This is a genomic window from Flagellimonas algicida, assembly GCF_049629585.1.
Lineage (GTDB): Bacteria > Bacteroidota > Bacteroidia > Flavobacteriales > Flavobacteriaceae > Flagellimonas.
Map to the genome: position 1 here is coordinate 94,735 of NZ_JBMYIX010000001.1, position 20,321 is coordinate 115,055.

The 20,321-nt window shown below is 43.7% G+C and carries 20 protein-coding genes and 1 other RNA gene; 9 read left to right on the forward strand and 12 right to left on the reverse strand.

The features are described 5' to 3' along the window. Positions 1 to 25: 25 nt before the first annotated feature. Positions 26 to 359, forward strand: an RNA gene (gene rnpB / locus ACPD8L_RS00450) — RNase P RNA component class A. On the opposite strand, the gene ACPD8L_RS00455 is transcribed toward rnpB, so the two are convergent. Genes ACPD8L_RS00455 through ACPD8L_RS00465 form a run of 3 tightly spaced genes read right to left on the reverse strand, consistent with a single transcriptional unit; the run spans position 357 to position 2,354 of the window. Next, entirely contained in the window at positions 357 to 893 is a 537-nt protein-coding gene (locus ACPD8L_RS00455) for an RsmD family RNA methyltransferase (protein ID WP_423941123.1), read from the reverse strand. The genes rnpB and ACPD8L_RS00455 overlap by 3 nt on opposite strands. Next, positions 893 to 1,747 carry a DUF3822 family protein gene (locus ACPD8L_RS00460; protein ID WP_423941126.1) on the reverse strand — a complete coding sequence of 285 codons (855 nt, stop codon included), beginning with the start codon at positions 1,745 to 1,747 and terminating at the stop codon, positions 893 to 895. The genes ACPD8L_RS00455 and ACPD8L_RS00460 overlap by 1 nt, the downstream gene beginning before the upstream one ends. Next, positions 1,707 to 2,354, reverse strand: coding sequence for a hypothetical protein (locus tag ACPD8L_RS00465; RefSeq protein ID WP_421810978.1), 648 nt, complete (start codon positions 2,352 to 2,354; stop codon positions 1,707 to 1,709). The genes ACPD8L_RS00460 and ACPD8L_RS00465 overlap by 41 nt, the downstream gene beginning before the upstream one ends. A 195-nt stretch (positions 2,355 to 2,549) precedes the next feature. On the opposite strand from ACPD8L_RS00465, the gene ACPD8L_RS00470 reads away from it, so the two are divergent. From ACPD8L_RS00470 to ACPD8L_RS00495, 6 genes are all read left to right on the forward strand, one after another. Beyond that, on the forward strand, positions 2,550 to 3,983 hold the full coding sequence (locus tag ACPD8L_RS00470; protein ID WP_293299685.1) for an ATP-dependent DNA helicase: 1,434 nt from the start codon (positions 2,550 to 2,552) through the stop codon (positions 3,981 to 3,983). 24 nt (positions 3,984 to 4,007) lie between these two features. Continuing rightward, a complete protein-coding gene (locus ACPD8L_RS00475; RefSeq protein WP_116219232.1) occupies positions 4,008 to 4,577 on the forward strand; it encodes a DUF4126 domain-containing protein in 570 nt (189 codons plus the stop codon). 40 nt (positions 4,578 to 4,617) lie between these two features. Continuing rightward, the gene (kdsB, locus tag ACPD8L_RS00480; RefSeq protein WP_293304764.1) at positions 4,618 to 5,331 is read left to right on the forward strand and encodes a 3-deoxy-manno-octulosonate cytidylyltransferase; all 714 of its coding nucleotides are present in this window, start codon (positions 4,618 to 4,620) and stop codon (positions 5,329 to 5,331) included. Next, the gene (locus tag ACPD8L_RS00485) at positions 5,322 to 6,020 is read left to right on the forward strand and encodes an HAD family hydrolase (RefSeq protein WP_116219230.1); all 699 of its coding nucleotides are present in this window, start codon (positions 5,322 to 5,324) and stop codon (positions 6,018 to 6,020) included. The genes kdsB and ACPD8L_RS00485 overlap by 10 nt, the downstream gene beginning before the upstream one ends. A 76-nt stretch (positions 6,021 to 6,096) precedes the next feature. Continuing rightward, the gene (locus tag ACPD8L_RS00490) at positions 6,097 to 7,152 is read left to right on the forward strand and encodes an iron-containing alcohol dehydrogenase family protein (protein ID WP_423941129.1); all 1,056 of its coding nucleotides are present in this window, start codon (positions 6,097 to 6,099) and stop codon (positions 7,150 to 7,152) included. A 38-nt stretch (positions 7,153 to 7,190) separates the two neighbouring features. Then, positions 7,191 to 7,730: a lysophospholipid acyltransferase family protein gene (locus tag ACPD8L_RS00495; protein WP_293299689.1), complete on the forward strand. Its 540-nt coding sequence runs from the start codon at positions 7,191 to 7,193 to the stop codon at positions 7,728 to 7,730. A gap of 2 nt (positions 7,731 to 7,732) precedes the next feature. Here ACPD8L_RS00495 and ACPD8L_RS00500 read toward each other — a convergent pair whose 3' ends face one another. From ACPD8L_RS00500 to gcvT, 5 genes are all read right to left on the reverse strand, one after another. After that, positions 7,733 to 8,443: a YebC/PmpR family DNA-binding transcriptional regulator gene (locus ACPD8L_RS00500; protein ID WP_293299691.1), complete on the reverse strand. Its 711-nt coding sequence runs from the start codon at positions 8,441 to 8,443 to the stop codon at positions 7,733 to 7,735. A gap of 77 nt (positions 8,444 to 8,520) precedes the next feature. Next, the gene (locus tag ACPD8L_RS00505) at positions 8,521 to 8,808 is read right to left on the reverse strand and encodes a 4a-hydroxytetrahydrobiopterin dehydratase (RefSeq protein ID WP_421809033.1); all 288 of its coding nucleotides are present in this window, start codon (positions 8,806 to 8,808) and stop codon (positions 8,521 to 8,523) included. Continuing rightward, positions 8,792 to 9,688 carry a carbohydrate-binding family 9-like protein gene (locus ACPD8L_RS00510; protein ID WP_423941133.1) on the reverse strand — a complete coding sequence of 299 codons (897 nt, stop codon included), beginning with the start codon at positions 9,686 to 9,688 and terminating at the stop codon, positions 8,792 to 8,794. The genes ACPD8L_RS00505 and ACPD8L_RS00510 overlap by 17 nt, the downstream gene beginning before the upstream one ends. Positions 9,689 to 9,798: 110 nt before the next feature. Further along, positions 9,799 to 10,620, reverse strand: coding sequence for a sugar nucleotide-binding protein (locus ACPD8L_RS00515; protein ID WP_421809034.1), 822 nt, complete (start codon positions 10,618 to 10,620; stop codon positions 9,799 to 9,801). A gap of 3 nt (positions 10,621 to 10,623) precedes the next feature. Continuing rightward, entirely contained in the window at positions 10,624 to 11,715 is a 1,092-nt protein-coding gene (gcvT, locus tag ACPD8L_RS00520; RefSeq protein WP_423941136.1) for a glycine cleavage system aminomethyltransferase GcvT, read from the reverse strand. A gap of 107 nt (positions 11,716 to 11,822) precedes the next feature. Between gcvT and ACPD8L_RS00525 the strand changes: the two genes are divergently transcribed. After that, positions 11,823 to 13,439, forward strand: coding sequence for an aminopeptidase P family protein (locus ACPD8L_RS00525; RefSeq protein ID WP_423941138.1), 1,617 nt, complete (start codon positions 11,823 to 11,825; stop codon positions 13,437 to 13,439). On the opposite strand, the gene thrC is transcribed toward ACPD8L_RS00525, so the two are convergent. Genes thrC through thrA form a run of 3 tightly spaced genes read right to left on the reverse strand, consistent with a single transcriptional unit; the run spans position 13,436 to position 18,108 of the window. Then, entirely contained in the window at positions 13,436 to 14,734 is a 1,299-nt protein-coding gene (gene thrC / locus ACPD8L_RS00530) for a threonine synthase (RefSeq protein ID WP_293299703.1), read from the reverse strand. The genes ACPD8L_RS00525 and thrC overlap by 4 nt on opposite strands. Before the next feature lie 3 nt (positions 14,735 to 14,737). Next, positions 14,738 to 15,661, reverse strand: a complete 924-nt coding sequence (locus tag ACPD8L_RS00535; RefSeq protein WP_293299705.1) for a homoserine kinase — start codon at positions 15,659 to 15,661, stop codon at positions 14,738 to 14,740. A gap of 2 nt (positions 15,662 to 15,663) precedes the next feature. After that, positions 15,664 to 18,108 carry a bifunctional aspartate kinase/homoserine dehydrogenase I gene (gene thrA / locus ACPD8L_RS00540; RefSeq protein WP_423941141.1) on the reverse strand — a complete coding sequence of 815 codons (2,445 nt, stop codon included), beginning with the start codon at positions 18,106 to 18,108 and terminating at the stop codon, positions 15,664 to 15,666. Between the two features lie 257 nt (positions 18,109 to 18,365). On the opposite strand from thrA, the gene ACPD8L_RS00545 reads away from it, so the two are divergent. Further along, entirely contained in the window at positions 18,366 to 19,901 is a 1,536-nt protein-coding gene (locus ACPD8L_RS00545; RefSeq protein WP_423941143.1) for an NAD(P)H-hydrate dehydratase, read from the forward strand. 1 nt (position 19,902) lies between these two features. Here ACPD8L_RS00545 and ACPD8L_RS00550 read toward each other — a convergent pair whose 3' ends face one another. Further along, entirely contained in the window at positions 19,903 to 20,319 is a 417-nt protein-coding gene (locus ACPD8L_RS00550; protein WP_116219220.1) for an STAS/SEC14 domain-containing protein, read from the reverse strand. Between the last annotated feature and the right edge of the window lie 2 nt (positions 20,320 to 20,321).

A 20,321-nucleotide genomic window follows, 5' to 3' on the forward strand; every position in this document is an offset into this window, starting at 1 on the left:
ATTAACAATTGCGTTACCTTTGCCGCCAGCAGGCCACCTTACCGCCGTGTGCCGAACTAGTTTCGGCATCCATTATGGATCCTGAATCAAGTTCAGGACAGGGAGGAAAGTCCGGACACCATAGTGCAGCATAGCGGGTAACGCCCGTCCGTTGAAAGGCGAGGACCAGTGCAACAGAAAGCAAGTACAGTTCGGCTGTAGTGAAATCAGGTAAACTCTATGCGGTGAAACGCCACGTAAACCAATGTTTGAGGACTGCACGTCCAAATTGGAGGGTAGGCGGTTGGAGCTTTTGGGCAACCAAAAGCCTAGATAAATGGTAAGGCTCGACAGAATCCGGCTTATGGCCTGCTTTTTTATGCTTCAAAAAAACTGAACACACTGCCGCCGTATTTACGGTTTTCCGAAAATTTTGGGTGTTCGGACAAGTCGGTCTTGTCCGAATGTTCAATGATCAAAAGACCGTCATCCAGCAGCAATTGCCTTTCAAACACCAAATCCGCAATTTTTAAAAATTGATTCTGATCAAAGTTGTAGGGAGGGTCTGCAAACACAATGTTGAACTTTTCTGGGCTACGCTCCAAAAATTTGAATACATCGGACTTGGTCGTGGTGATGGGAAAATCCATTTCTTGGGCCATTTTGGAGATAAAATGCACGCAGCCTGCAAAACTGTCCACGGCCATGATTTCCCCTGCATCCCGTGATGCAAATTCAAAGCTGATATTCCCCGTTCCGGAAAATAGGTCCAACACCTTGAGTCCGTCAAAGTAAAAACGGTTGTTGAGGATATTGAAGAGCCCCTCCTTGGCCATATCTGTGGTAGGACGTACAGGAAGTTTTTTGGGTGCCGTGATGCGCTTTCCCTTATATTTTCCAGAAATGATGCGCATTATAGGGTACTGAGTATGGAAAAATCTATAGTCTCGTCCTCTAACTCCTCATAAGGAAAAGGAAGGTTACCTGGAATAAAGACGGAAACATGCTCTATATATCCACGACAAAGTTCATAGATGGCATCACCTTCCTCTATGTTCCCGAATAATTTTAGTTGTACTTTTCGAGAATCCAACTGCAACTGTTCCATACTGAAAAGGAGGTAGTATAGGAAATCTTCCTTGGTCTGATATTCAAACTGGTTGTAGAAAAGCAGTTTCTTGTTGGAAACCACCATCATTTCCATATCTTTTTCAGACACTTGGATGTAACATACAGTTTGGTCCGAAATCCTATTTTGGTTCAACAATGTACTGATGAGGACCGTGCCGCTATGTTTGAACTCAAATTCACCAAAAAGATCAAAAATGTAGTTGTTGACATTGGTATAGGGTACATATACATTGATGATATCCTGATTGGGTATTTCATCATGGGCAATAAGGTCATTTGCCATGATCTTGGCATTGAACTTTAAATAGTTGGGAAGTTCCTCGACATTGAAGAGGGGCTTGGGTACCAAGCTGAACATGTTGTTTTTATGAATGACCAAAACTTCTGAAAACTCATTTCCAATATTGCTTTTTTGACCCAACATATTCTTGAGTTCCTTGAGCATTAGATAAGGCGTGGAAGGAGCCTTGAACGCTATTTTCTCAAAAGCGAGTATTTTATTGGAAACCGTGTCCAGTACACAAAAAGAAAGTCCATTCAAGCCGACTTGAATGGACAATTTTCTAAAAGTGTTATTTGTCTTTGACTGTGCTATATCAGTTGTTTTTTCTGTCATAGATAGGAGGCCAGTTACCATTTGTACTTACGTCGGTAAGTGAGCCCACTTTGATTTCGGTCCCATTGACCTCTTCCACACTTTGATGTGCGTTTTCCCTATCCAATAAATCTTTGGGTTGGTCATATAGAACAACGTTCTTCTTCACCTTGGCTTCAAAAACAGGAGCTTTATACCCGCTTTTATCGATAATGTCTGCCTTCATTTCAAATTTCTCACCATTCTGGGCATATGGAACATTCATCATGGTTTTGTAACGATTATCGGCTCCAAACAAGGAATCTTTCACTTTTACCTGTCCAAGGGTATCAATGATGACGGTGTCTTGTTGGAGTTCAATCTGGTATACTTTGTCATATCTCATAAAAGAAGAATCCTTTTGAGAGGTGATGGTGTAGTTTCCAGTATCGATAAACTGTATTAGGCTATTGAAATTGCCAGCGTACCTTCCATTTACGGTTTTATAGGCTTCTTGTGAATCCCTAATGTCTTTAAGTTTGGCAATTACTTGTGAAAATCTTTCTTTTCTTACTTTGTTAAATTCTATAGGGGCATTGATGGATTGGTAAATTTTATATCCAAGGAAAATGCTCAAAAGACCAAAGGCAATTACAAGTACAGGCTTTATTTTTTGAGGTAAAAATCTGTCAATCAGGAATACAAGCCCTATGGTCAAAAGGGCAATCAATACAACGATAAGGATTAAGTTTAACATATCTGCTACTGTCTTTCTAAGTTAATTTAGTGGTTACAGACAAATCTACAATTTTTTTTTAATCACGAAACTTTTTGCTTTAAAAATCCATGCTTACTTTAGAGGCTCATGGACCATCCCACAGCACCTAAATTTTTAAGCATTTTAGCCGAAAAGTTTCCCCATCTCCCTACCGAAAAACAGGAGGTGGCCTTAACAAAATTGGCCCAATTTGTATTGAATGGCAAAAAGGACGAGATATTTCTCTTAAAGGGGTTTGCCGGAACAGGAAAGACCACTATTGTGGCCACCTTGGTAAGCAGTCTTTGGAAGGTAAAGATGAGCGCAGTGCTCATGGCCCCGACCGGAAGAGCAGCCAAAGTCATGTCGGTCTATTCTGGCAACCAAGCCTTCACGATCCACAAGAAGATTTACTTTCCCAAAAAACAATCCGGGGGAGGGGTACAATTTGTCCTGGCACCGAACAAGCATAGAAACACACTATTTATTGTGGATGAGGCTTCCATGATTCCGGATAGCCCTGCTGATTCCAAACTTTTTGAAAATGGCTCCCTGCTGGACGACCTTATCTTTTATGTGCATTCCGGGCATAATTGTAAACTGGTACTGATCGGGGATACGGCCCAGTTGCCTCCCGTGAAATTGGAGTTGAGTCCGGCGTTGGATGAAGACCGACTGTCCCTTAATTATAATAAGGAAGTAAATTTTATGGAACTGGACGAGGTCATGCGCCAGACCGATGATTCGGGAATCCTGTACAACGCTACCAATTTAAGGGAGCAATTACAGACCCATTTTTTTGACGGCTTCAAATTTGAACTGGGCTCTTTTACCGATATCGTTCGCCTTATCGACGGAACGGAAATACAAGAGGCCATAGATAGTTCGTACCATCAGAATGGAAAAGAAGAGACCGCCATCATTGTCCGTTCCAACAAACGCGCCAATCTGTACAACAAAAATATACGGGAGCGCATTCTTTTTCTGGACAATGACATCGCCGTGGGAGATTATATGATGGTAGTGAAGAACAATTATTTTTGGCTTAGGCCCAATTCCGAAGCGGGATTTATCGCCAATGGCGATATCATTGAAGTGCTGGAACTTTTTGCCATAAAGGAACTCTACGGTTTCAGGTTTGCCGAAGTAAAGGTGAAGATGGTGGACTATCCCAATCAGAAACCTTTTGAGACTGTTCTGTTATTGGATACCATCGATTCGGAAACCCCATCACTTTCCTATGAAGATGGTAATAGACTGTATCAAGAAGTACTAAAGGACTATGCCCATGAAAAGTCCAAATACAAAAAGTTCTTGGGAGTAAAGAACAATAAGTTTTTCAATGCGCTGCAAGTAAAGTTCTCCTATGCCATTACCTGTCATAAATCCCAAGGAGGGCAGTGGGAGACCGTTTTTGTGGAACAACCCTATTTGCCCAATGGGGTGGACAAAGATTATTTGAGATGGTTGTATACGGCAGTGACTAGGGCCAAGCGACAACTCTATCTGATCGGATTCAAAGATGATTTTTTTCTTGACTAGGAATAGCCTATTTTAGACAAGAACATGAATATTGAACCGAATACCATTATTAGTATTTTCTTGGGCATAGGCTTGGCGGCTTCCGTTGGGTTTAGGGTGTTTTTACCCCTTTTTGCCCTTAGTTTGGCGGCCTATTTGGACGTTTGGGAACTCAATGCCAGCTGGCAATGGATCGGCAGTTTGGCGGCATTGATCACCTTAGGGGTGGCGACCTTGGTTGAAATTTTTGCATATTTCATTCCGTGGGTGGACAATGCCTTGGACAGTTTGGCCGTTCCCTTGGCCGGAATTGCCGGTACGGCGGTAATGGTATCCACAGTGGCCAACTTGGACCCAATGACTACTTGGACCTTGGCCATCATTGCTGGAGGTGGAACCGCCACGGCCATTAAAGGGGCCAATGCAGCCGGTAGGATGACCTCGACCGCAACGACTGGTGGAGTGGCCAACCCAGTAGTCTCCACAGTGGAAACAGGGGCAGCAGTGGCTGTTTCAACCGCCTCCATATTGGCACCACCCATTGCGGCCATTCTGGTCATCATTATTTTGGTGATCATTTTTAGGATCTACCGAAGAATACGACCGAAAAAGTAACCTCAATCAATAATTTTTTAGAGAAGTGAAGATAATTTCCATGATACCGGCCCGGTACCAGGCCTCAAGATTCCCTGCAAAACTAATGCAGGACCTCCAGGGCAAGCCGGTTATTGTTAGAACCTATGAAGCTGCGGTGAAAACAGGGCTTTTTGATGAAGTGTATGTAGTAACCGATAGCGACATTATCTCCAAGGTTATCTCCGGGATAGGAGGTAAGGTCATCATGAGCAAACAAAAGCACGAAAGTGGGAGCGATAGGATAGCAGAGGCTGTGGTGGATATGGAAGTGGACATCGTGATCAATGTGCAGGGCGATGAACCCTTTATAGATGGGGAAAGCTTGGAAAAAATCATTGCCGTGTTCAGGAAGGATGAAAAAAAAGAAATAGATTTAGCTTCGCTAATGACACCAATCACGGATTGGGAGGAAATTTCTAACCCCAACACGGTAAAGGTCATTGTGGACAATCAAAATTGTGCACTGTATTTTTCCCGTTCCCCCATTCCCTATCCAAGGGACCAAGTGGTGGAGGCCACCTATTACAAACACAAGGGTATTTATGCCTTTAGAAAAAGAGCTTTGATGGATTTTCAACGGTTGCCCATGTTGCCTTTGGAAGCCAAAGAAAAAATAGAGGCCATCCGATTTTTGGAATATGGTAAAAAAATAAAAATGGTGGAAACCCATGTAACCGGTATAGAAATTGATACCCCTGAAGACTTGGAGCGAGCCAATAAAGCATGGAAGTAGATTTTAGCAATATAAAGGTCATAGGTTTTGACGCGGATGACACCCTTTGGGTGAACGAAACCTATTTTAGGGAAACCGAGGAGCGTTTTGCCGAGTTGTTGGAAGAGTATGAGACCAAGAACAAGGTGGATCAAGAATTGTTCAAAATGGAAATGGATAATCTAGAGTTGTACGGATATGGTATAAAAGGATTTATGCTTTCCATGATAGAATCCGCTTTGGACCTGTCCAACGGAAAGATTTCCCAAGGGACGATTTCGGAAATATTGGATCTGGGTAAAAATATGATTGCTAGACCGGTGGAACTGTTGGATGGGGTGGAAGAAGTGCTTTCCCAACTCGCGGGAAGGTATAGATTGATTGTCTTGACCAAGGGCGACCTTTTGGATCAAGAAAGAAAATTGGAAAAATCCGGACTCTCCAAATATTTTCATCACGTGGAGGTGTTGAGTGAGAAAAAGGAAACTAATTATAGCAATTTGTTGGAGCATCTGAACATTGATGTCAACGAATTTTTGATGATAGGGAACTCCCTGAAATCCGATGTATTGCCTATATTGAATATTGGGGCAAAGGCAGTACATGTGCCTTTCCATACCACATGGATACATGAGATGGTATCGGAAACGGAACAGGTGAACGACCATTTGAAGCTTAATGGTCTCAAGGATATTTTAAAGTATTTGTAGAATATTGAAGATAAGCAGCGATTTGAAGAAAGAAGCGATTTCAACACATAAAATAAAGACCTATAAAAATTTTCCCATGGTACCCCGGGTTGTTTTTGGGCAGGGTAGTTTTTCACAGTTGAAGGATATTTTATTGCCCAAACGGAAAAATGCAGATGCACCCTTTATCTTTTTAGTGGATGATTTTTTTGAGGATAAGGATTTTGTATCGCGCATTCCTTTGATGTTCAACGACCAAGTCATTTTTGTTTCTGCGGATGAAGAACCCAAAACAGCCCAAGTGGATGCCTTGGTGTCGCGGATAAAGGAACAATTTGATGAATCTCCTTCCGGGATAATCGGAATAGGAGGGGGTACACTTTTGGATTTGGCCAAGGCAGTGGCCATCTTGTTGAACAATACAGGATTGGCCAAGGATTACCAAGGATGGGATTTGGTGAGTAGGCCAGCGGTCTACCACGTGGGCATTCCGACCATTAGCGGAACAGGAGCGGAAGTTTCCAGGACTACGGTTTTATTGGGCCCTGAGAAAAAGTTGGGGATCAATTCGGATCATACCACCTATGATCAGGTGATTTTGGACCCAGACCTTGCCGTTACCGTACCCAAGGAACAATGGTTCTATACGGGGATGGACTGTTTTATTCATTGCGTGGAATCGCTGACCGGAAGCTATTTAAATGCCTTTAGCCAAAGTTATGGCGAAAAGGCCATGGAACTTTGCAAGGAGGTCTTTTTGGGAGATATTCCAGAAACTGAGTCACGGGACAAGTTAATGATGGCCTCTTGGCACGGAGGAATGAGTATTGCCTACTCCCAAGTGGGGATTGCACATGCCATGAGCTATGGACTATCCTATCTTTTGGGAACCAAGCACGGTATAGGAAATTGTTTGGTCTTTCAACACTTGGAAGAATATTATCCAGAGGGAGTGGCCCTTTTTAAGCAAATGTTGGAAAAACATCAAATAGAACTTCCTCAAGGAGTGTGTTCCAACTTAACCCAGGATGATTTTGATATCATGGTAAATGTTTCCTTGGGAATGGAACCTCTATGGGAAAATGCACTTGGGGAGGACTGGAAAAAAATCATGACCCCGGAACGTCTTCAGGCTTTGTATCAAAAAATATAGGACACCTTGGATACCTATCAAGGGTCTTTAAAAGAAGAATGCATAAACTGTCCAAATTCATATACTTCAAGATTTTGGGATGGAAACTCAACGGTTCGTTTCCAGATTTGGATAAATGTGTGGTCATTGTAGTGCCACACACCCATTGGTTGGACTTTTTCTTGGGACTGTTGGTACGAAAGGTAGTCAACCAAGAAATCAACTATATCGGAAAAAAAAGTCTGTTCAAGCCACCTTTTGGATGGTTTTTTAGGTGGACAGGAGGTGCGCCCGTGGACCGTTCCAAAAGTTCCAATACGGTGGACGCAGTGGTTCAGATTTTTAACGAGAGAAGTGTTTTTAGATTTGCCCTTGCCCCGGAAGGCACCCGAAAAAAAGTGGACAAATTACGGACAGGTTTTTATCACATAGCCCAGAAAGCTAAAGTCCCGATTCTAATGGTGGCCTTTGATTTTGGAAAAAAGGAAGTGAAAATTGCCGAACCCTTCCATCCAACGGAAAATCAGGAACAGGATTTTGAGAAAATCCATAAATTCTACAAAGGAGTAACAGGCAAGGTGCCTGAGTATAGCTTTTGAAGTTATTCCTGCATACTGTGGAAGACGTTCTGTACGTCATCGTCCTCCTCAATTTTCTCCAATAGTTTTTCCACATCGGCAACTTCTTCCTCGGAAAGCTCCTTGGTCACTTGCGGAATACGCTCAAAACCCGAGGAAATTATTTCGATTTCCCTTGACTCCAATTCTTTTTGAATGGACCCAAAATTTTCAAAGGGAGCGTAAATATGAATCCCGTCCTCATCCACAAAAACCTCTTCGGCACCAAAATCTATCAGTTCCAGTTCCAGTTCCTCTGGATCTAGCCCCTCTCCATTGATGGTAAAGTTGCAGGTGTGGTCAAACATGAACTCCACCGAACCCGAAGTGCCAAGACTACCATTGCATTTATTAAAATAGCTTCGGATGTTGGCCACGGTACGGGTATTGTTGTCCGTAGCGGTCTCTATCAATATTGCAATCCCATGGGGGGCATAGCCTTCGAACAAAACCTCTTTGTAATCGCCTTGGTTTTTATCGGTAGCCCTTTTAATGGCCCGTTCAATATTGTCCTTGGGCATGTTCACTGCCTTGGCATTCTGAATTACCGCACGCAATTTTGAATTGGCATCGGGATCTGGGCCACCTTCTTTGACCGCCATGACAATATCCTTTCCAATTCGGGTAAATGCTTTGGACATTGCTGCCCAACGTTTCATTTTTCGTGCTTTTCTAAATTCAAATGCTCTTCCCATATATGATTTTGATTATGGATGGTGGCAAATTTAGCAAAAAAAGAAGCCTTGTCAAGTAGTTGAATGTAGTTCAGTGATCAAGAAGCAAAAATAGCCTCAATGGCATGCGCCAGTTTAAAATCCTTCTCGGTGACCCCACCGGCATCATGGGTATTCAATTTTATGACAAGGGTATTGTACACATTTTCCCAATCAGGGTGATGGTTCATCTTTTCACACTCAAAAGCAATACGGGTCATGGTTGCAAAGGCTTCTTTGAAATCCTTGAATGTGAACGATTTTCTGATAGAGCCGTCCACAAGTTCCCAACCCTGCAGCTGTGCAAGACGTTCCTCAATTTCTGATGGTTCAAGGCGTTTCGACATAGGTATCTGAAAATTGAATAAAGGTAAAACATTCAGGGACGTGCGAGTCCCACACACCATGACTGCTCCATGCCCAACCCCCTGAGTCCACAGCCGGTTCTGCCTCTTTATACTGGTTGAAGCGTGAGAAATCCATTCGCCATTCATCACCGTTTTTTGGAGGGGTGGTCTTATCACTGTTCCGGGTCAAAATGTCCAGACTGCTCCACGGAAGCGCAAGCTCAACGGTCCATCCCCGGTCCCTGTCATCAGATTTGTTGATGGTCCCATCCACATGCACGGCAGTTTTAAGCCCTTGGAGGTCCCAGTTCCAAAAGCCATAGCGATTGCCTCTGGGATGTCTGTAGCCAACCCCTTTGAAATCCCTTTTTTTCTCTTCGTTGGGGCCAAGGTTGGGCACTTTGTCATACCCTTGGGGGAGATAGGCATCTTCCCAAACAAAGAACACCTCGTAAATGGTGCCGAACGAATTTATTTCAAACTCATAGTACGCATCCTCACCGGCAACGAATAGTTCCACGTCATTATTTTGGTAAATGGGCGAGTCCCTTTCGGTCAAGGTGGCGGTCACATCCGGTTCGGTGACCCAATAGGCCACGTACAGATACTCATCGTCCCAAACCACTGCAGCTTTGGTTTCATGGATGGTCTCATTGCCATAAATAAGGTCTTTGAAGTTTCCTGATTTTTTTGCCTTTTGCCAGACTTCCTCATCGGGCTTCCCGTCCAGTGTAATTAGACTTTTTATTTTTTGTGCCGTATACCTTGGGATTTCTGATACATCGCAAGGGGGGTATTTTTTATTTTCTTTGGATTTCTGCCCAATAGCACTGAAAACCCCTATCAGGGCCAGAACGGCAAAAAAATTACGTTTACTCACAGTGTTGGTTATTTAGGTTGGAAGGTCACTATTGACGCACTTAAAAATAAGCATATTTTTTTGCGTTTTATAGTTTATTCAAAAAATAACCAAAGAAAAAGAAAGCTTTATCAGTCCACTGGAATGTGGTGGTCAATGATTTCCTGACAACTCACCATCAGATTCTTGGGTAATGGATTGTCCTTCGGAAGGGCGGCCAAATAGCGATCTTCATTGGTGGTGTACACCCGCTTGATCAACGGGTGGTAATTTCCCATACGCTTTATAATGTCCCTAACGAATTCTTCATGGTGGATAAGGTCCCTACTGCCCAAATGAAAAATCCCGGTTTTGTTCCTGTTGATGAGATAATGGATTTGTTGGGTCAATCGGTCGTCATTGGTCACATTGATGATGAGGTTGGGGAATACTTCAATGGCCTCATGGTTCTCCAAGTTCGTTTTAATTTCCCTGACTCGGGGAGAGGTATTGCCAAACACCATGGGAACCCTCAATATGGCGGTTTTCTGTTTGGGCAATCGCATCATCATGTTTTCGATCTTTATTTTAAGGCGGCCATAAACACTTACGGAAAGCGTCTTGTCAAATTCATAGGAAGGAAACTTACTGTAAGCATCAAAAACATTGGCCGATGAAATAAAGTACAGCTTGGCCTTGCTGTTCATCAGATACTCCATGAGGTGTTGATGCGCTTGGACCTGTGCCCCAAAGTTTCCTCTCAATGCGGAAATGATCACATCTGGATGTACTTTCTCAAGCACCCTGAAAATATCGTCCTCCTGCAGATCATACTTATAAAATTGTTTGTTGGAGGCAAAGGAAGTATTGGAGCAATAGGTGCCATACGTATCAAAATAGGAGCAGAGTTCCTTATAGATGGCATTGCCCACAAAACCGCTTGCTCCCAATATGAGTATCTTCTTTTTGTCCAAACGTTATGATGAGGGTTTATAAAAAGGCAACTTTACAATGGTAGCCGGCACCTTGTTGATGCGGATTTGAATATGGATGGGTTGGTCTATTTTGGAATGTTCAACAGGAACATAGCCCAAACCTATTCCTTTGGATAGGGAAGGGGACATGGTGCCCGAGGTCACTTTTCCTATTTCATTGCCATCGGCATCCAAAATGGGGTATCCGTTTCTGGGAATTCCCCTTTCCTCCATTTGAAAAGCGATGAGTTTTCGTTTCGACCCCTCTTCCTTTTCTTTGGCAAGGGCCTCGCTGTTCACAAAATCCTTGGTGAATTTGGTGATCCAGCCCAGTCCGGCCTCGAGTGGGGAGGTGGTGTCATCAATATCATTGCCATAGAGGCAATACCCCATTTCCAACCGAAGGGTATCACGTGCAGCCAAACCTATGGGTTTGATGCCATAAGCGGCTCCCGCTTCCAACACTTGGTCCCACACCTGTTGTACTTCGGAATTCTTGCAGTAGATTTCAAATCCGCCGGAACCGGTATATCCCGTAGCCGAAATGATCACATGTTCTATCCCGGCAAAGTCACCTACCACAAAATTGTAAAAGTTAATGGCAGAGAGGTCTACGGAAGATAGCGATTGCATGGCCTCCACGGCTTTAGGTCCTTGAATGGCCAAAAGCGAATAGTCGTCCGAAAGATCGCGCATATCCGCTCCTATGGCTTCGTTGTATTTTGAAATATGGTTCCAATCCTTTTGAATATTGGAAGCATTGACCACCAAAAGATAGGTTTCCTCCTTGATGCGGTATACGATCAAATCGTCCACAATGCCACCGGTCTCATTGGGCATACAGCTATATTGTGCTTTGCCAATGGTGAGCTTGGAAGCATCATTGGAGCTTACTTTTTGGATAAGGTCCAAAGCTTTGGGTCCTTCGATCAAAAACTCACCCATATGGGAGACGTCAAATACCCCTACGCTCTCCCGAACGGTTTGGTGTTCAATATTGACTCCTTCGTAAGAGACAGGCATGTTGTACCCCGCAAAAGGGACCATTTTCGCCCCTAGTGCTTCATGCGTTTTGGTAAGTGCGGTATTTTTCATGGACGTCATTTTTTGCATGGCAAATGTATAGAATTAATTAGGGATACTCTTGCATTCCAATCTTATGATTTTTATAAATATTTGTATTTTGGACGAAACATAATTACATGCAAAAGACCGTATTGACTTTTCTCTCCGCACTCCTATTTGTGTGGGGAATGACCTCTCAGGATACCCCCAAGGATTTTTTACAGGCCGATTTTCATAAACAACGAAGGGATGAGTTGAGGAAATTGTTACCGCCCAATACAGCTGTGGTACTTTTTGCCAATGCAGAGCGGAATCGGGCCAATGATGTGGATTATGTGTACCACCAAGACCCTAACTTTTACTACCTCACAGGATATCACGAGCCCAATGCGGTACTCGTGCTTTTTTCTGAAACACAGACAGGTGCCTCAGGAAAAAAGTTTGATGAGATCATCTATGTCCAGGAGCGGGACCCGCAGGCCGAGCAATGGACAGGAAAGCGTTTGGGCGTTGAAGGTGTAAAGGAAAAGCTGGGTTTTGATATGGTTTTTAATGGGAAGGAATTTGAGGAGTTCCCGTTGGATTTTTCAAAGTTTGATATGGTTTCCTTTGAAGATTTTCATAACGATTATCGGGATAAATCGGGCAATGCGGATTTGTTCGACCTTATTAAGACCTTCAAGGAAAAGGCCAATTATCCCTCCAATTACAATCCTACCAGAAATCAATTGTACGCCATGATATCTGATGCGGATGATGCCAACAGTAGAAATTTGGCTGCGACCATTAAAAGGGCCTTGGCACGGGACCCCGAGTTAAAGGATGATGCCTTGTTGAATGGTTACGTGAATGCCGCAAATGATGATTTACGTAAAGAAATCAAGAATACGGTTTTGGTGGTCCAAAGCGAAAGCAATTTGGATTCCAGGGTACTGTCCATGGCCATGGCTAAACTAAGGGAGGTAAAGACCCCTGAGGAGATCAAACTTTTAAAGAAGGCCGTTGAAATTTCATCGGTGGGCCAAATTGAGGTGATGAAGGCCATGCACCCCAATATGTCCGAAACCGAGATTCAAGGCGTTCACGAGTACGTGTACAAGAAGTACGGTGCGGAGTACGAAGGCTATCCTTCCATCGTGGGAGGTGGAAACAATGGTTGTATTCTTCATTATATTGAAAACAACAAGACTAAGGTGGGCAATGATTTGGTGTTGATGGATTTGGGTGCGGAATATCACGGCTATACCGCCGATGTGACCCGTACCATTCCTGCCAATGGAAAATTCACACCGGAACAAAAAGCAATTTATGACATCGTCTATGATGCCCAAGAAGCGGGCATAAAAGCCAGTATGGTGGGAGCTTCTTTTCGCGAACCACATTTGGCGTCATATGAAGTAGTGGCGCAACGCTTAATGGATTTGGGGATTACCAAAGACGAAAATGAAGCTAGGATTTATTTTCCGCATGGGACATCACATTACCTTGGATTGGATGTCCACGATGCGGGCACTTACGGAGCCCTTAGGCCCAACTCGGTCATTACGGTTGAGCCCGGGGTTTATATTCCAGAAGGAAGCAAGTGCGACAAAAAATGGTGGGGCATCGCCGTGCGCATAGAAGATGATATTCTGATCACCGAAAATGGCCCGGTCAATCTATCGGCAATGGCGCCAAGAACCACGGAGGCCATCGAGGCCATGATGAAACAACCCAGTCCCTTGGATGATTTTAAACTTCCGGAGTTGGATTAGTTTTCACCCAACAAATAGCTTTTAAGGTCTTCGTATGTTTTTATGAGGATGGAATGCTTTTCCTTGTCCATAACTTTTTGGATTTGGGCAGGAATTTCTGGACTTAACCCAAGCGTTTCCTCAACTACGTCCAAGAACTTTACCGGGTGTGCCGTTTCCAAGAAAATACCAAAGGTATTCGGATGGGTTTTTTGAAATTCCTTCAATCCCAAATAGCCAACGGCCCCATGCGGGTCCATAACATATCCCGTTTGGGCATGCACTTCTTTCATGGCTGTTTTGGTCTCTTGATCGGTAAAGGAGTAGGAAGAAAGATATTCCTGAAGCGTGGCTAAATCGTCTTGATACAAATGCCGGATACGGACAAAATTGCTGGGGTCTCCCACATCCATGGCATTGGATATGGTGGCAATGGAAGGCATGGGTTCATATACCCCTTTTTGCATGAATTTAGGCACTACATTGTTCACATTGGTCGAGGCCACAAAATGCTTAACGGGCATCCCCAGTTTTTGAGCGACCATTCCTGCGCATATATTTCCAAAGTTTCCAGAAGGTACTGAAAATACAATTTCATTCCCTTTGGATTTGGCTTCTTTGTAAGCAAACAGGAAGTAGAACAGTTGGGGCAACCATCGGGCTATATTGATACTATTGGCCGATGTAAGTTTTTTATGATCGGTGATTCCAGCATCCAAAAAGGCTGTCTTTACCATACGCTGGCAATCATCAAAAGTGCCATTTACTTCCATGGCTACAATGTTCTGCCCTAGAGTGGTCAATTGCTTTTCCTGAATGTCACTTACCTTACCGCTTGGGTATAAGATGACCACGTTTACACCATCAACCCCCAAGAAGCCATTGGCCACGGCTCCACCGGTATCCCCAGAGGTAGCTACCAATACAGTGACTTCTGTGGTTTCACCTTGGGAAAAATACCCCAAACAGTTGGCCATGAACCGTGCACCCACATCCTTGAAAGCCATGGTGGGGCCATGGAACAGTTCAAGTGTACCCACATTTTCTTCGATATCCACCACGGGAAAATCAAAATCCAAAGTATTGGCAATGATTTCCTTTAAGATCGTATCCGGAATATCATCACTTACAAATTGATGGATGGCCCGGAATGCGATTTCATGATGGGAAAGTTCATCGATATGTTCAAAAAAATCCGTCGGTAGGGGCGTTATGCGTTCCGGAAAGTATAATCCTTTGTCCGGGGCAATGCCTGCTATCACGGCTTCTTTGAAAGTGGCCTTTATTTGGGAGTCGTTTAAACTATAAAATTTCATGTTCTATCCTAATTTTTTTACGCCATGGATATTGACCTTTGAGATATGGATGTCAAATGGAACCCCAATGGTTTGGTAGGTTTCCTCCATGGATTTTGCAACATTTTGGGCAGTGTTTTCCCCTTGGCTCAAGGCAAAGATGGAAGGGCCCGATCCAGAGATACCACATCCCAATGCCCCGGCATCCATCGCATTGGTTTTGATATCGTCAAAAGCGGGGATCAATATAGATCGGATGGGTTCCACAATATGGTCCTCAAGGGAACGCCCGATGAGATCATAATCATTCTGAAACAGTCCGGCAACCAACCCGCCCAAATTGCCCCATTGTTTGATTCCCTTTTCGAGGGAAATAGTGGTCTTCAATATTTTTCTGGAATCCGAAGTCTTTATTTCAATCTGCGGATGGATCACCGTGGCAAAAAGTTCATCCGGGGTGGGAATGGGAACAATGTCCAAAGGGGCATAACTCCGCACCAAGGTAAAACCGCCATAAATGGCAGGAGCCACATTGTCTGCGTGGGCCACATCACTGGCCAATTTTTCACCTTCCATGGCAAATTGTACCAATTCCAATTTGGAAAAGGGTCTTCCCAAGAGCTCGTTCATGGCCCAAACGGCACCTGCCGAACTGGCTGCACTACTTCCAATGCCACTGCCCGGTTTTATGCGTTTGTCGATTTCAATCTCAAAACCACCTTCATAATCACTCTTCTCCAAAAGGGCCAAACCCGCTACACCAGAAACATTTTTCTCGGTCTCCAAGGGTAAATCCTGACCGATGATCTTGGTAATACGGATTTCCTTTTCAGGGATTTTCCGAACTACCATTTCATCCCCAACCGAATCCAGGGCCAGACCAAGTACGTCAAAACCACAGGAAACATTGGCAATGGTGGCCGGACAAAAAACTTTGATTTCTTCCATGATCAATAGTTTCCAATTCTGATAATATCCGCAAAGATACCTGAAGCGGTAACATCTGCACCTGCTCCGGCCCCTTTTATGATCAAAGGTTGGTTGGGATATCGTTCCGTAAAGAACAATACAATGTTGTCACTTCCTTCCAAATTATAAAAATCGTGTCCCTTTGGTATTTTTTGAAGACCTACCTTGGCCTTACCTTCTTCAAACTGGGCCACATATTTGAGCTTACAGTCCGCATCCGCTGCGTCCTTATACATTTTTTGAAAATCTGCTTCGTACTTTTTCAAGGACTCAAAAAATGCCTCATTGGAATTGGTCTCCAAGCTTTCCTTGGGCAAAAAGGCTTCGTTTTCGATATCCTCAATATCCAATTGATACCCACTCTCCCGCGCCAAGATCAAGATTTTTCGCATTACATCGATTCCGCTGAGGTCAATGGTAGGGTCGGGCTCTGTGTACCCTTGTTCCTGTGCCTCTAGTACTACGTCGTGGAACGTGACCGTATCGTTGAAGGTGTTGAACACAAAGTTGAGACTCCCTGAAAGTACGGCTTGTATCTTTTTCACTTTATCCCCAGAGGCAATTAAATGCTTTAGGGTATCAATAATGGGAAGACCGGCCCCTACATTGGTCTCAAACAAAAATGGAGCGTTATACTTTTTGGCAAGCTGTTTTAAATCCTTGTAATAGGCATAGTCGGAAGAACAGGCAATCTTGTTGCAGGTAACCACGGAGATGCTGTTCCGCAAATAGTCGGGATAGCTTTTGGATACCTCGGCATTGGCCGTATTGTCCACAAAGACACTATTGCGATAGTTCAGGGATTTTACACGGTCAAAAAATGCTTGCTTGTCCGCTTTCTCGCCTTGGTCCAAAAGGTTTTTCCAATCTTTTAGGGCAATTCCACCTTCATCGAAAACCATGTTTCTGGAGTTGCTGATACCAATGACCCGAACATTGAGTTTAAGCTCATCTTTCAGGTATTTTTTCTGTTGCTGGATTTGCTCCAGGAATTTGGAGCCTACATTTCCCACTCCCATGACAAATAGATTGAGCTGTTTGGTGTTTTCCTCGAAAAAGGTCTCGTGCAAAGAGTTTAGGGCTTTTTTTACATCTTCTTTTCGGATTACCGCAGAAATATTTCGTTCTGATGCACCTTGTGCAATCGCCCTGATATTTACGTTGTTTTTGCCCAAAGTGCTGAACATTTTTCCGCTCAACCCTTGATGACTTTTCATATTGTCGCCCACCAAAGCCACAATGGTAAGGTCTTTCTCAACAATCACGGGCTTTATCTTTTTGGTGGCCATCTCATATTCAAAAGCTTCATTGACGGCCTTTTCCGCTTTTTGGGCGTCTTCGTCCGAAATACCCACGCATATGGAATGTTCCGATGAGGCTTGGGTAATCAGGACAACACTGATGTTTTTAAGGGACAGGGTCTCAAAAAAGCGTTTGGAGATTCCTGGGATACCGATCATACCGGAGCCCTCCAAAGAGAGCAGGCAAATATTGCCCACATGGCTGATGCCCCGAACCGTCTTGCCATTGCCATTGTTGTTTTTGGCAATGAGTGTTCCAGGGTTTTCAGGATCAAACGTGTTTTTGATGGCAATAGGGATGCCCTTGCCCAACACGGGTTGAATGGTTGGGGGATAGAGGACTTTTGCCCCAAAATGGGAAAGTTCCATGGCCTCCTCATAACTGATATGCGAAATGCACTTGGCCTGTTTCACCAATTTTGGGTTGGCGGTATACATTCCACTCACATCAGTCCAGATTTCAAGAAGGTCCACTTGTTCCGCCGCAGCAATGATGGCAGCGGTATAATCCGAACCACCCCTGCCCAAAGTAGTTGAGTCCCCAGAATCACTTGAAGCCACAAATCCAGGGAGTAAAACTACCTTATGATTGTTAGCTTTAAAGAAGGCGTGGCAATTGGCATGGGTCTTTTCAAAATCAACATTGGCCTTACCGTAATTATCATCCGTAATGATAAGCTCACGGCTATCCTTAAAAATGGCATCCAGCCCCTCTGCCTTAAAGAATTCACTGATGATGTAAGCAGAAAGCAATTCGCCATAACTTACAATTTTATCAGAGAGTTTTTGGGTGACCTCCCCAATTAAAAAGGAACCTTCCAATAGCGTTTCCAATACGTTGAGGTCGCTTTTAACCTTGCTCAAAACCGCACTTTGATGTTGCACGGGAATGAGTTCCTTAATGGCATTGAGGTGCCGGTTTTCTATTTCTTGCAGGGACTCCTTGTAGGCCACATCTTGGTCCGAGGCCAATTTTAAGGTATTTAGGAGTAGGTCTGTAATCCCGCCAAATGCGGATACCACTACTGCGGAATTACGGCCCTCAAGGTTCTGTACGATGGACTTGACCTTGCGTATATTTTCTGGATTGGCTACTGAAGTGCCACCAAATTTTAAGACTTTCATGATGAAAAAAAATGTAAAACGTTGTAAAATGGATTAAAAAAACGGACGGATGATATATAGCAGATTTACCCCAAAGGGGTGGTGGTAATCAAAGTGAAGATAGATGGAGTGGTTTCCATTGTAATAAGATTACTATCCGTTTGTTTAATTTGCATTGTTCAATAATGAGGTGATAAAAGTAGTACTTTTGGGAACTTCGTCAAATGATTCTGGTCGTTTTTGCGAAATCCGTACAAATAATCAAATTTTTGTGTTGAATGAAAATTTTTTCTGCCCAGCAAATCTATCAAGCTGATAAATTCACAATAGAAAAACAGCAAATTACCAGCGATGTTCTCATGGAGCAGGCTGCCACCAAAATTTTTGAATGGATACATGCCCGATTACGGGGCACCAGTGTGAACATTCAATTGTTTTGTGGGATAGGCAATAATGGAGGGGATGGAATAGCCTTGGCCAGGCATCTTCAAGAACATGGATATGCCATTACAGTGCATGTGGTGAATTACAGTGAAAAACGGTCCAAGGATTTTCTGTTGAACTTGGAACGGTTAAAAGACCGGAAGATTTGGCCGGATTTCATCAATGCAGAAAGTGATTTGCCCGAAATCTCACCAAACGACATTGTGGTGGATGCTATTTTTGGAATTGGTTTGAATCGCTCACCAGATGATTGGGTAGGCCGATTGATTGGGCATATAAATGCGTCCCAAGCCTTTGTATTGTCCGTGGATGTTCCTTCAGGATTACCGATGGATAGGGCGCCATGGAACCCAAAGTATGTTATAGAGGCGAGTTATGTCCTTAGTTTTCAAGTGCCTAAATTGGCTTTTTTTCTACCAGACACGGGTGTTTATCTGAACCAGTGGGAAATTCTGGATATTGGATTGGATCCTGAATTTTTAACCCGCGAAGAGGCTGATTATGAATTGGTTGGGAGGCATCAAATAGTGTCGCTATATCGACCTAGATTAAAATTTTCCCATAAGGGAACTTATGGTCATGCCATGATTATTGGAGGTAGTTATGGTAAAATTGGAGCGGTACAATTGGCCAGTAATGCTTGTTTGTCCTCTGGTGCGGGATTGGTAACGGCCTTTGTGCCGCAATGTGGTTATCATTCCCTTCAAACGGCAGTGCCCGAGGTAATGGTCTTAACGGATATTGATGAGCATTGCATTACCGAAATCAATATGCCATTTACACCTAAAGTAATCGGAATAGGGATGGGGCTGGGAGCGCAGGAACAGACGGTAAAGGCGTTCAAAGATTTTTTGAAAAAAGTGGAGGCTCCTTTGGTGGTGGATGCTGATGGGCTCAATATTTTGGCGGTTAACCCAGGCATGTTAAAGGATGTTCCCCCACAGTCCATCTTTACACCACATCCCAAAGAGTTGGAGCGGTTGATCGGTACTTGGAAGGATGATTTTGAAAAATTGGAAAAAGCAAAGGCATTTTCAATCGACCATGATATTGTTCTGGTAATCAAAGGGGCGCATACCATAACCCTGTACAAAGGGAAGGGGTATGTGAATACTACGGGCAACCCGGGAATGGCCACTGCGGGCAGTGGAGATGTCCTTACGGGAATGGTAACAGGGCTAATGGCCCAGGGCTATACATCGTTGGAAGCCGCTATTTTTGGGGTTTATCTGCATGGCTTGGCGGGCGACATCAGTGCTTCGCAAAAAGGGTATGAGGCCCTAAAGGCATCGGATATGGTAGACTCAATTGGCAGGGCCTATGTGGAAATTTTGAGCCCTCCAGAAGCGGAAGAAAAAGATCAAGGGTAAATTAGGAATCCTTTATTTTTTTTGGTTTGATTCTTTTCTTCACCCATGCCAAGGCATTTTCAAACTCAATGAAGAACTCCATAGGCTTCTTATAGAAAAGCTTTTCTATTTTGAAGTTGTGCATATCTATCTCTTTTTTGGAAACGATGGCAAAGGCCTTTAGGTTTTCCAATCCCCTTAAGTAATTGTAGATGGTGGGATCCACGGCATAGGAATTTTTCCGAAGGCTGATATAGCCAAATTCCCTGTCCCTGAAATGTATTTCAGAAATCCCGATGATTTGATAGGCACGTTCCAGCGTAACCGTGGCACCTTCGTCAAAGGTTGCGACCATGTAGTTGTCAAAGACCTGTACCGATCCTATGTCCAATTGGTACTCTCGTACCACTATGGTCTTCTTTGTAGAAGTAAATTTCATTC

What these genes read in the sequence shown, in the direction of transcription:
- ACPD8L_RS00475 (WP_116219232.1), top strand. Translation starts at nt 4,008, where the DNA reads ATGAATATTGAACCGAATACCATTATTAGTATTTTCTTGGGCATAGGC.
- ACPD8L_RS00525 (WP_423941138.1), top strand. Translation starts at nt 11,823, where the DNA reads ATGCAAAAGACCGTATTGACTTTTCTCTCCGCACTCCTATTTGTGTGG.
- ACPD8L_RS00545 (WP_423941143.1), top strand. Translation starts at nt 18,366, where the DNA reads ATGAAAATTTTTTCTGCCCAGCAAATCTATCAAGCTGATAAATTCACA.
- ACPD8L_RS00490 (WP_423941129.1), top strand. Translation starts at nt 6,097, where the DNA reads ATGGTACCCCGGGTTGTTTTTGGGCAGGGTAGTTTTTCACAGTTGAAG.
- kdsB (WP_293304764.1), top strand. Translation starts at nt 4,618, where the DNA reads ATGATACCGGCCCGGTACCAGGCCTCAAGATTCCCTGCAAAACTAATG.
- ACPD8L_RS00500 (WP_293299691.1), bottom strand. Translation starts at nt 8,443, where the DNA reads ATGGGAAGAGCATTTGAATTTAGAAAAGCACGAAAAATGAAACGTTGG.
- gcvT (WP_423941136.1), bottom strand. Translation starts at nt 11,715, where the DNA reads ATGAAAAATACCGCACTTACCAAAACGCATGAAGCACTAGGGGCGAAA.
- thrC (WP_293299703.1), bottom strand. Translation starts at nt 14,734, where the DNA reads ATGAAATTTTATAGTTTAAACGACTCCCAAATAAAGGCCACTTTCAAA.
- thrA (WP_423941141.1), bottom strand. Translation starts at nt 18,108, where the DNA reads ATGAAAGTCTTAAAATTTGGTGGCACTTCAGTAGCCAATCCAGAAAAT.
- ACPD8L_RS00505 (WP_421809033.1), bottom strand. Translation starts at nt 8,808, where the DNA reads ATGTCGAAACGCCTTGAACCATCAGAAATTGAGGAACGTCTTGCACAG.
- ACPD8L_RS00470 (WP_293299685.1), top strand. Translation starts at nt 2,550, where the DNA reads ATGGACCATCCCACAGCACCTAAATTTTTAAGCATTTTAGCCGAAAAG.
- ACPD8L_RS00455 (WP_423941123.1), bottom strand. Translation starts at nt 893, where the DNA reads ATGCGCATCATTTCTGGAAAATATAAGGGAAAGCGCATCACGGCACCC.
- ACPD8L_RS00495 (WP_293299689.1), top strand. Translation starts at nt 7,191, where the DNA reads ATGCATAAACTGTCCAAATTCATATACTTCAAGATTTTGGGATGGAAA.
- ACPD8L_RS00485 (WP_116219230.1), top strand. Translation starts at nt 5,322, where the DNA reads ATGGAAGTAGATTTTAGCAATATAAAGGTCATAGGTTTTGACGCGGAT.
- ACPD8L_RS00535 (WP_293299705.1), bottom strand. Translation starts at nt 15,661, where the DNA reads ATGGAAGAAATCAAAGTTTTTTGTCCGGCCACCATTGCCAATGTTTCC.
- ACPD8L_RS00460 (WP_423941126.1), bottom strand. Translation starts at nt 1,747, where the DNA reads ATGGTAACTGGCCTCCTATCTATGACAGAAAAAACAACTGATATAGCA.
- ACPD8L_RS00550 (WP_116219220.1), bottom strand. Translation starts at nt 20,319, where the DNA reads ATGAAATTTACTTCTACAAAGAAGACCATAGTGGTACGAGAGTACCAA.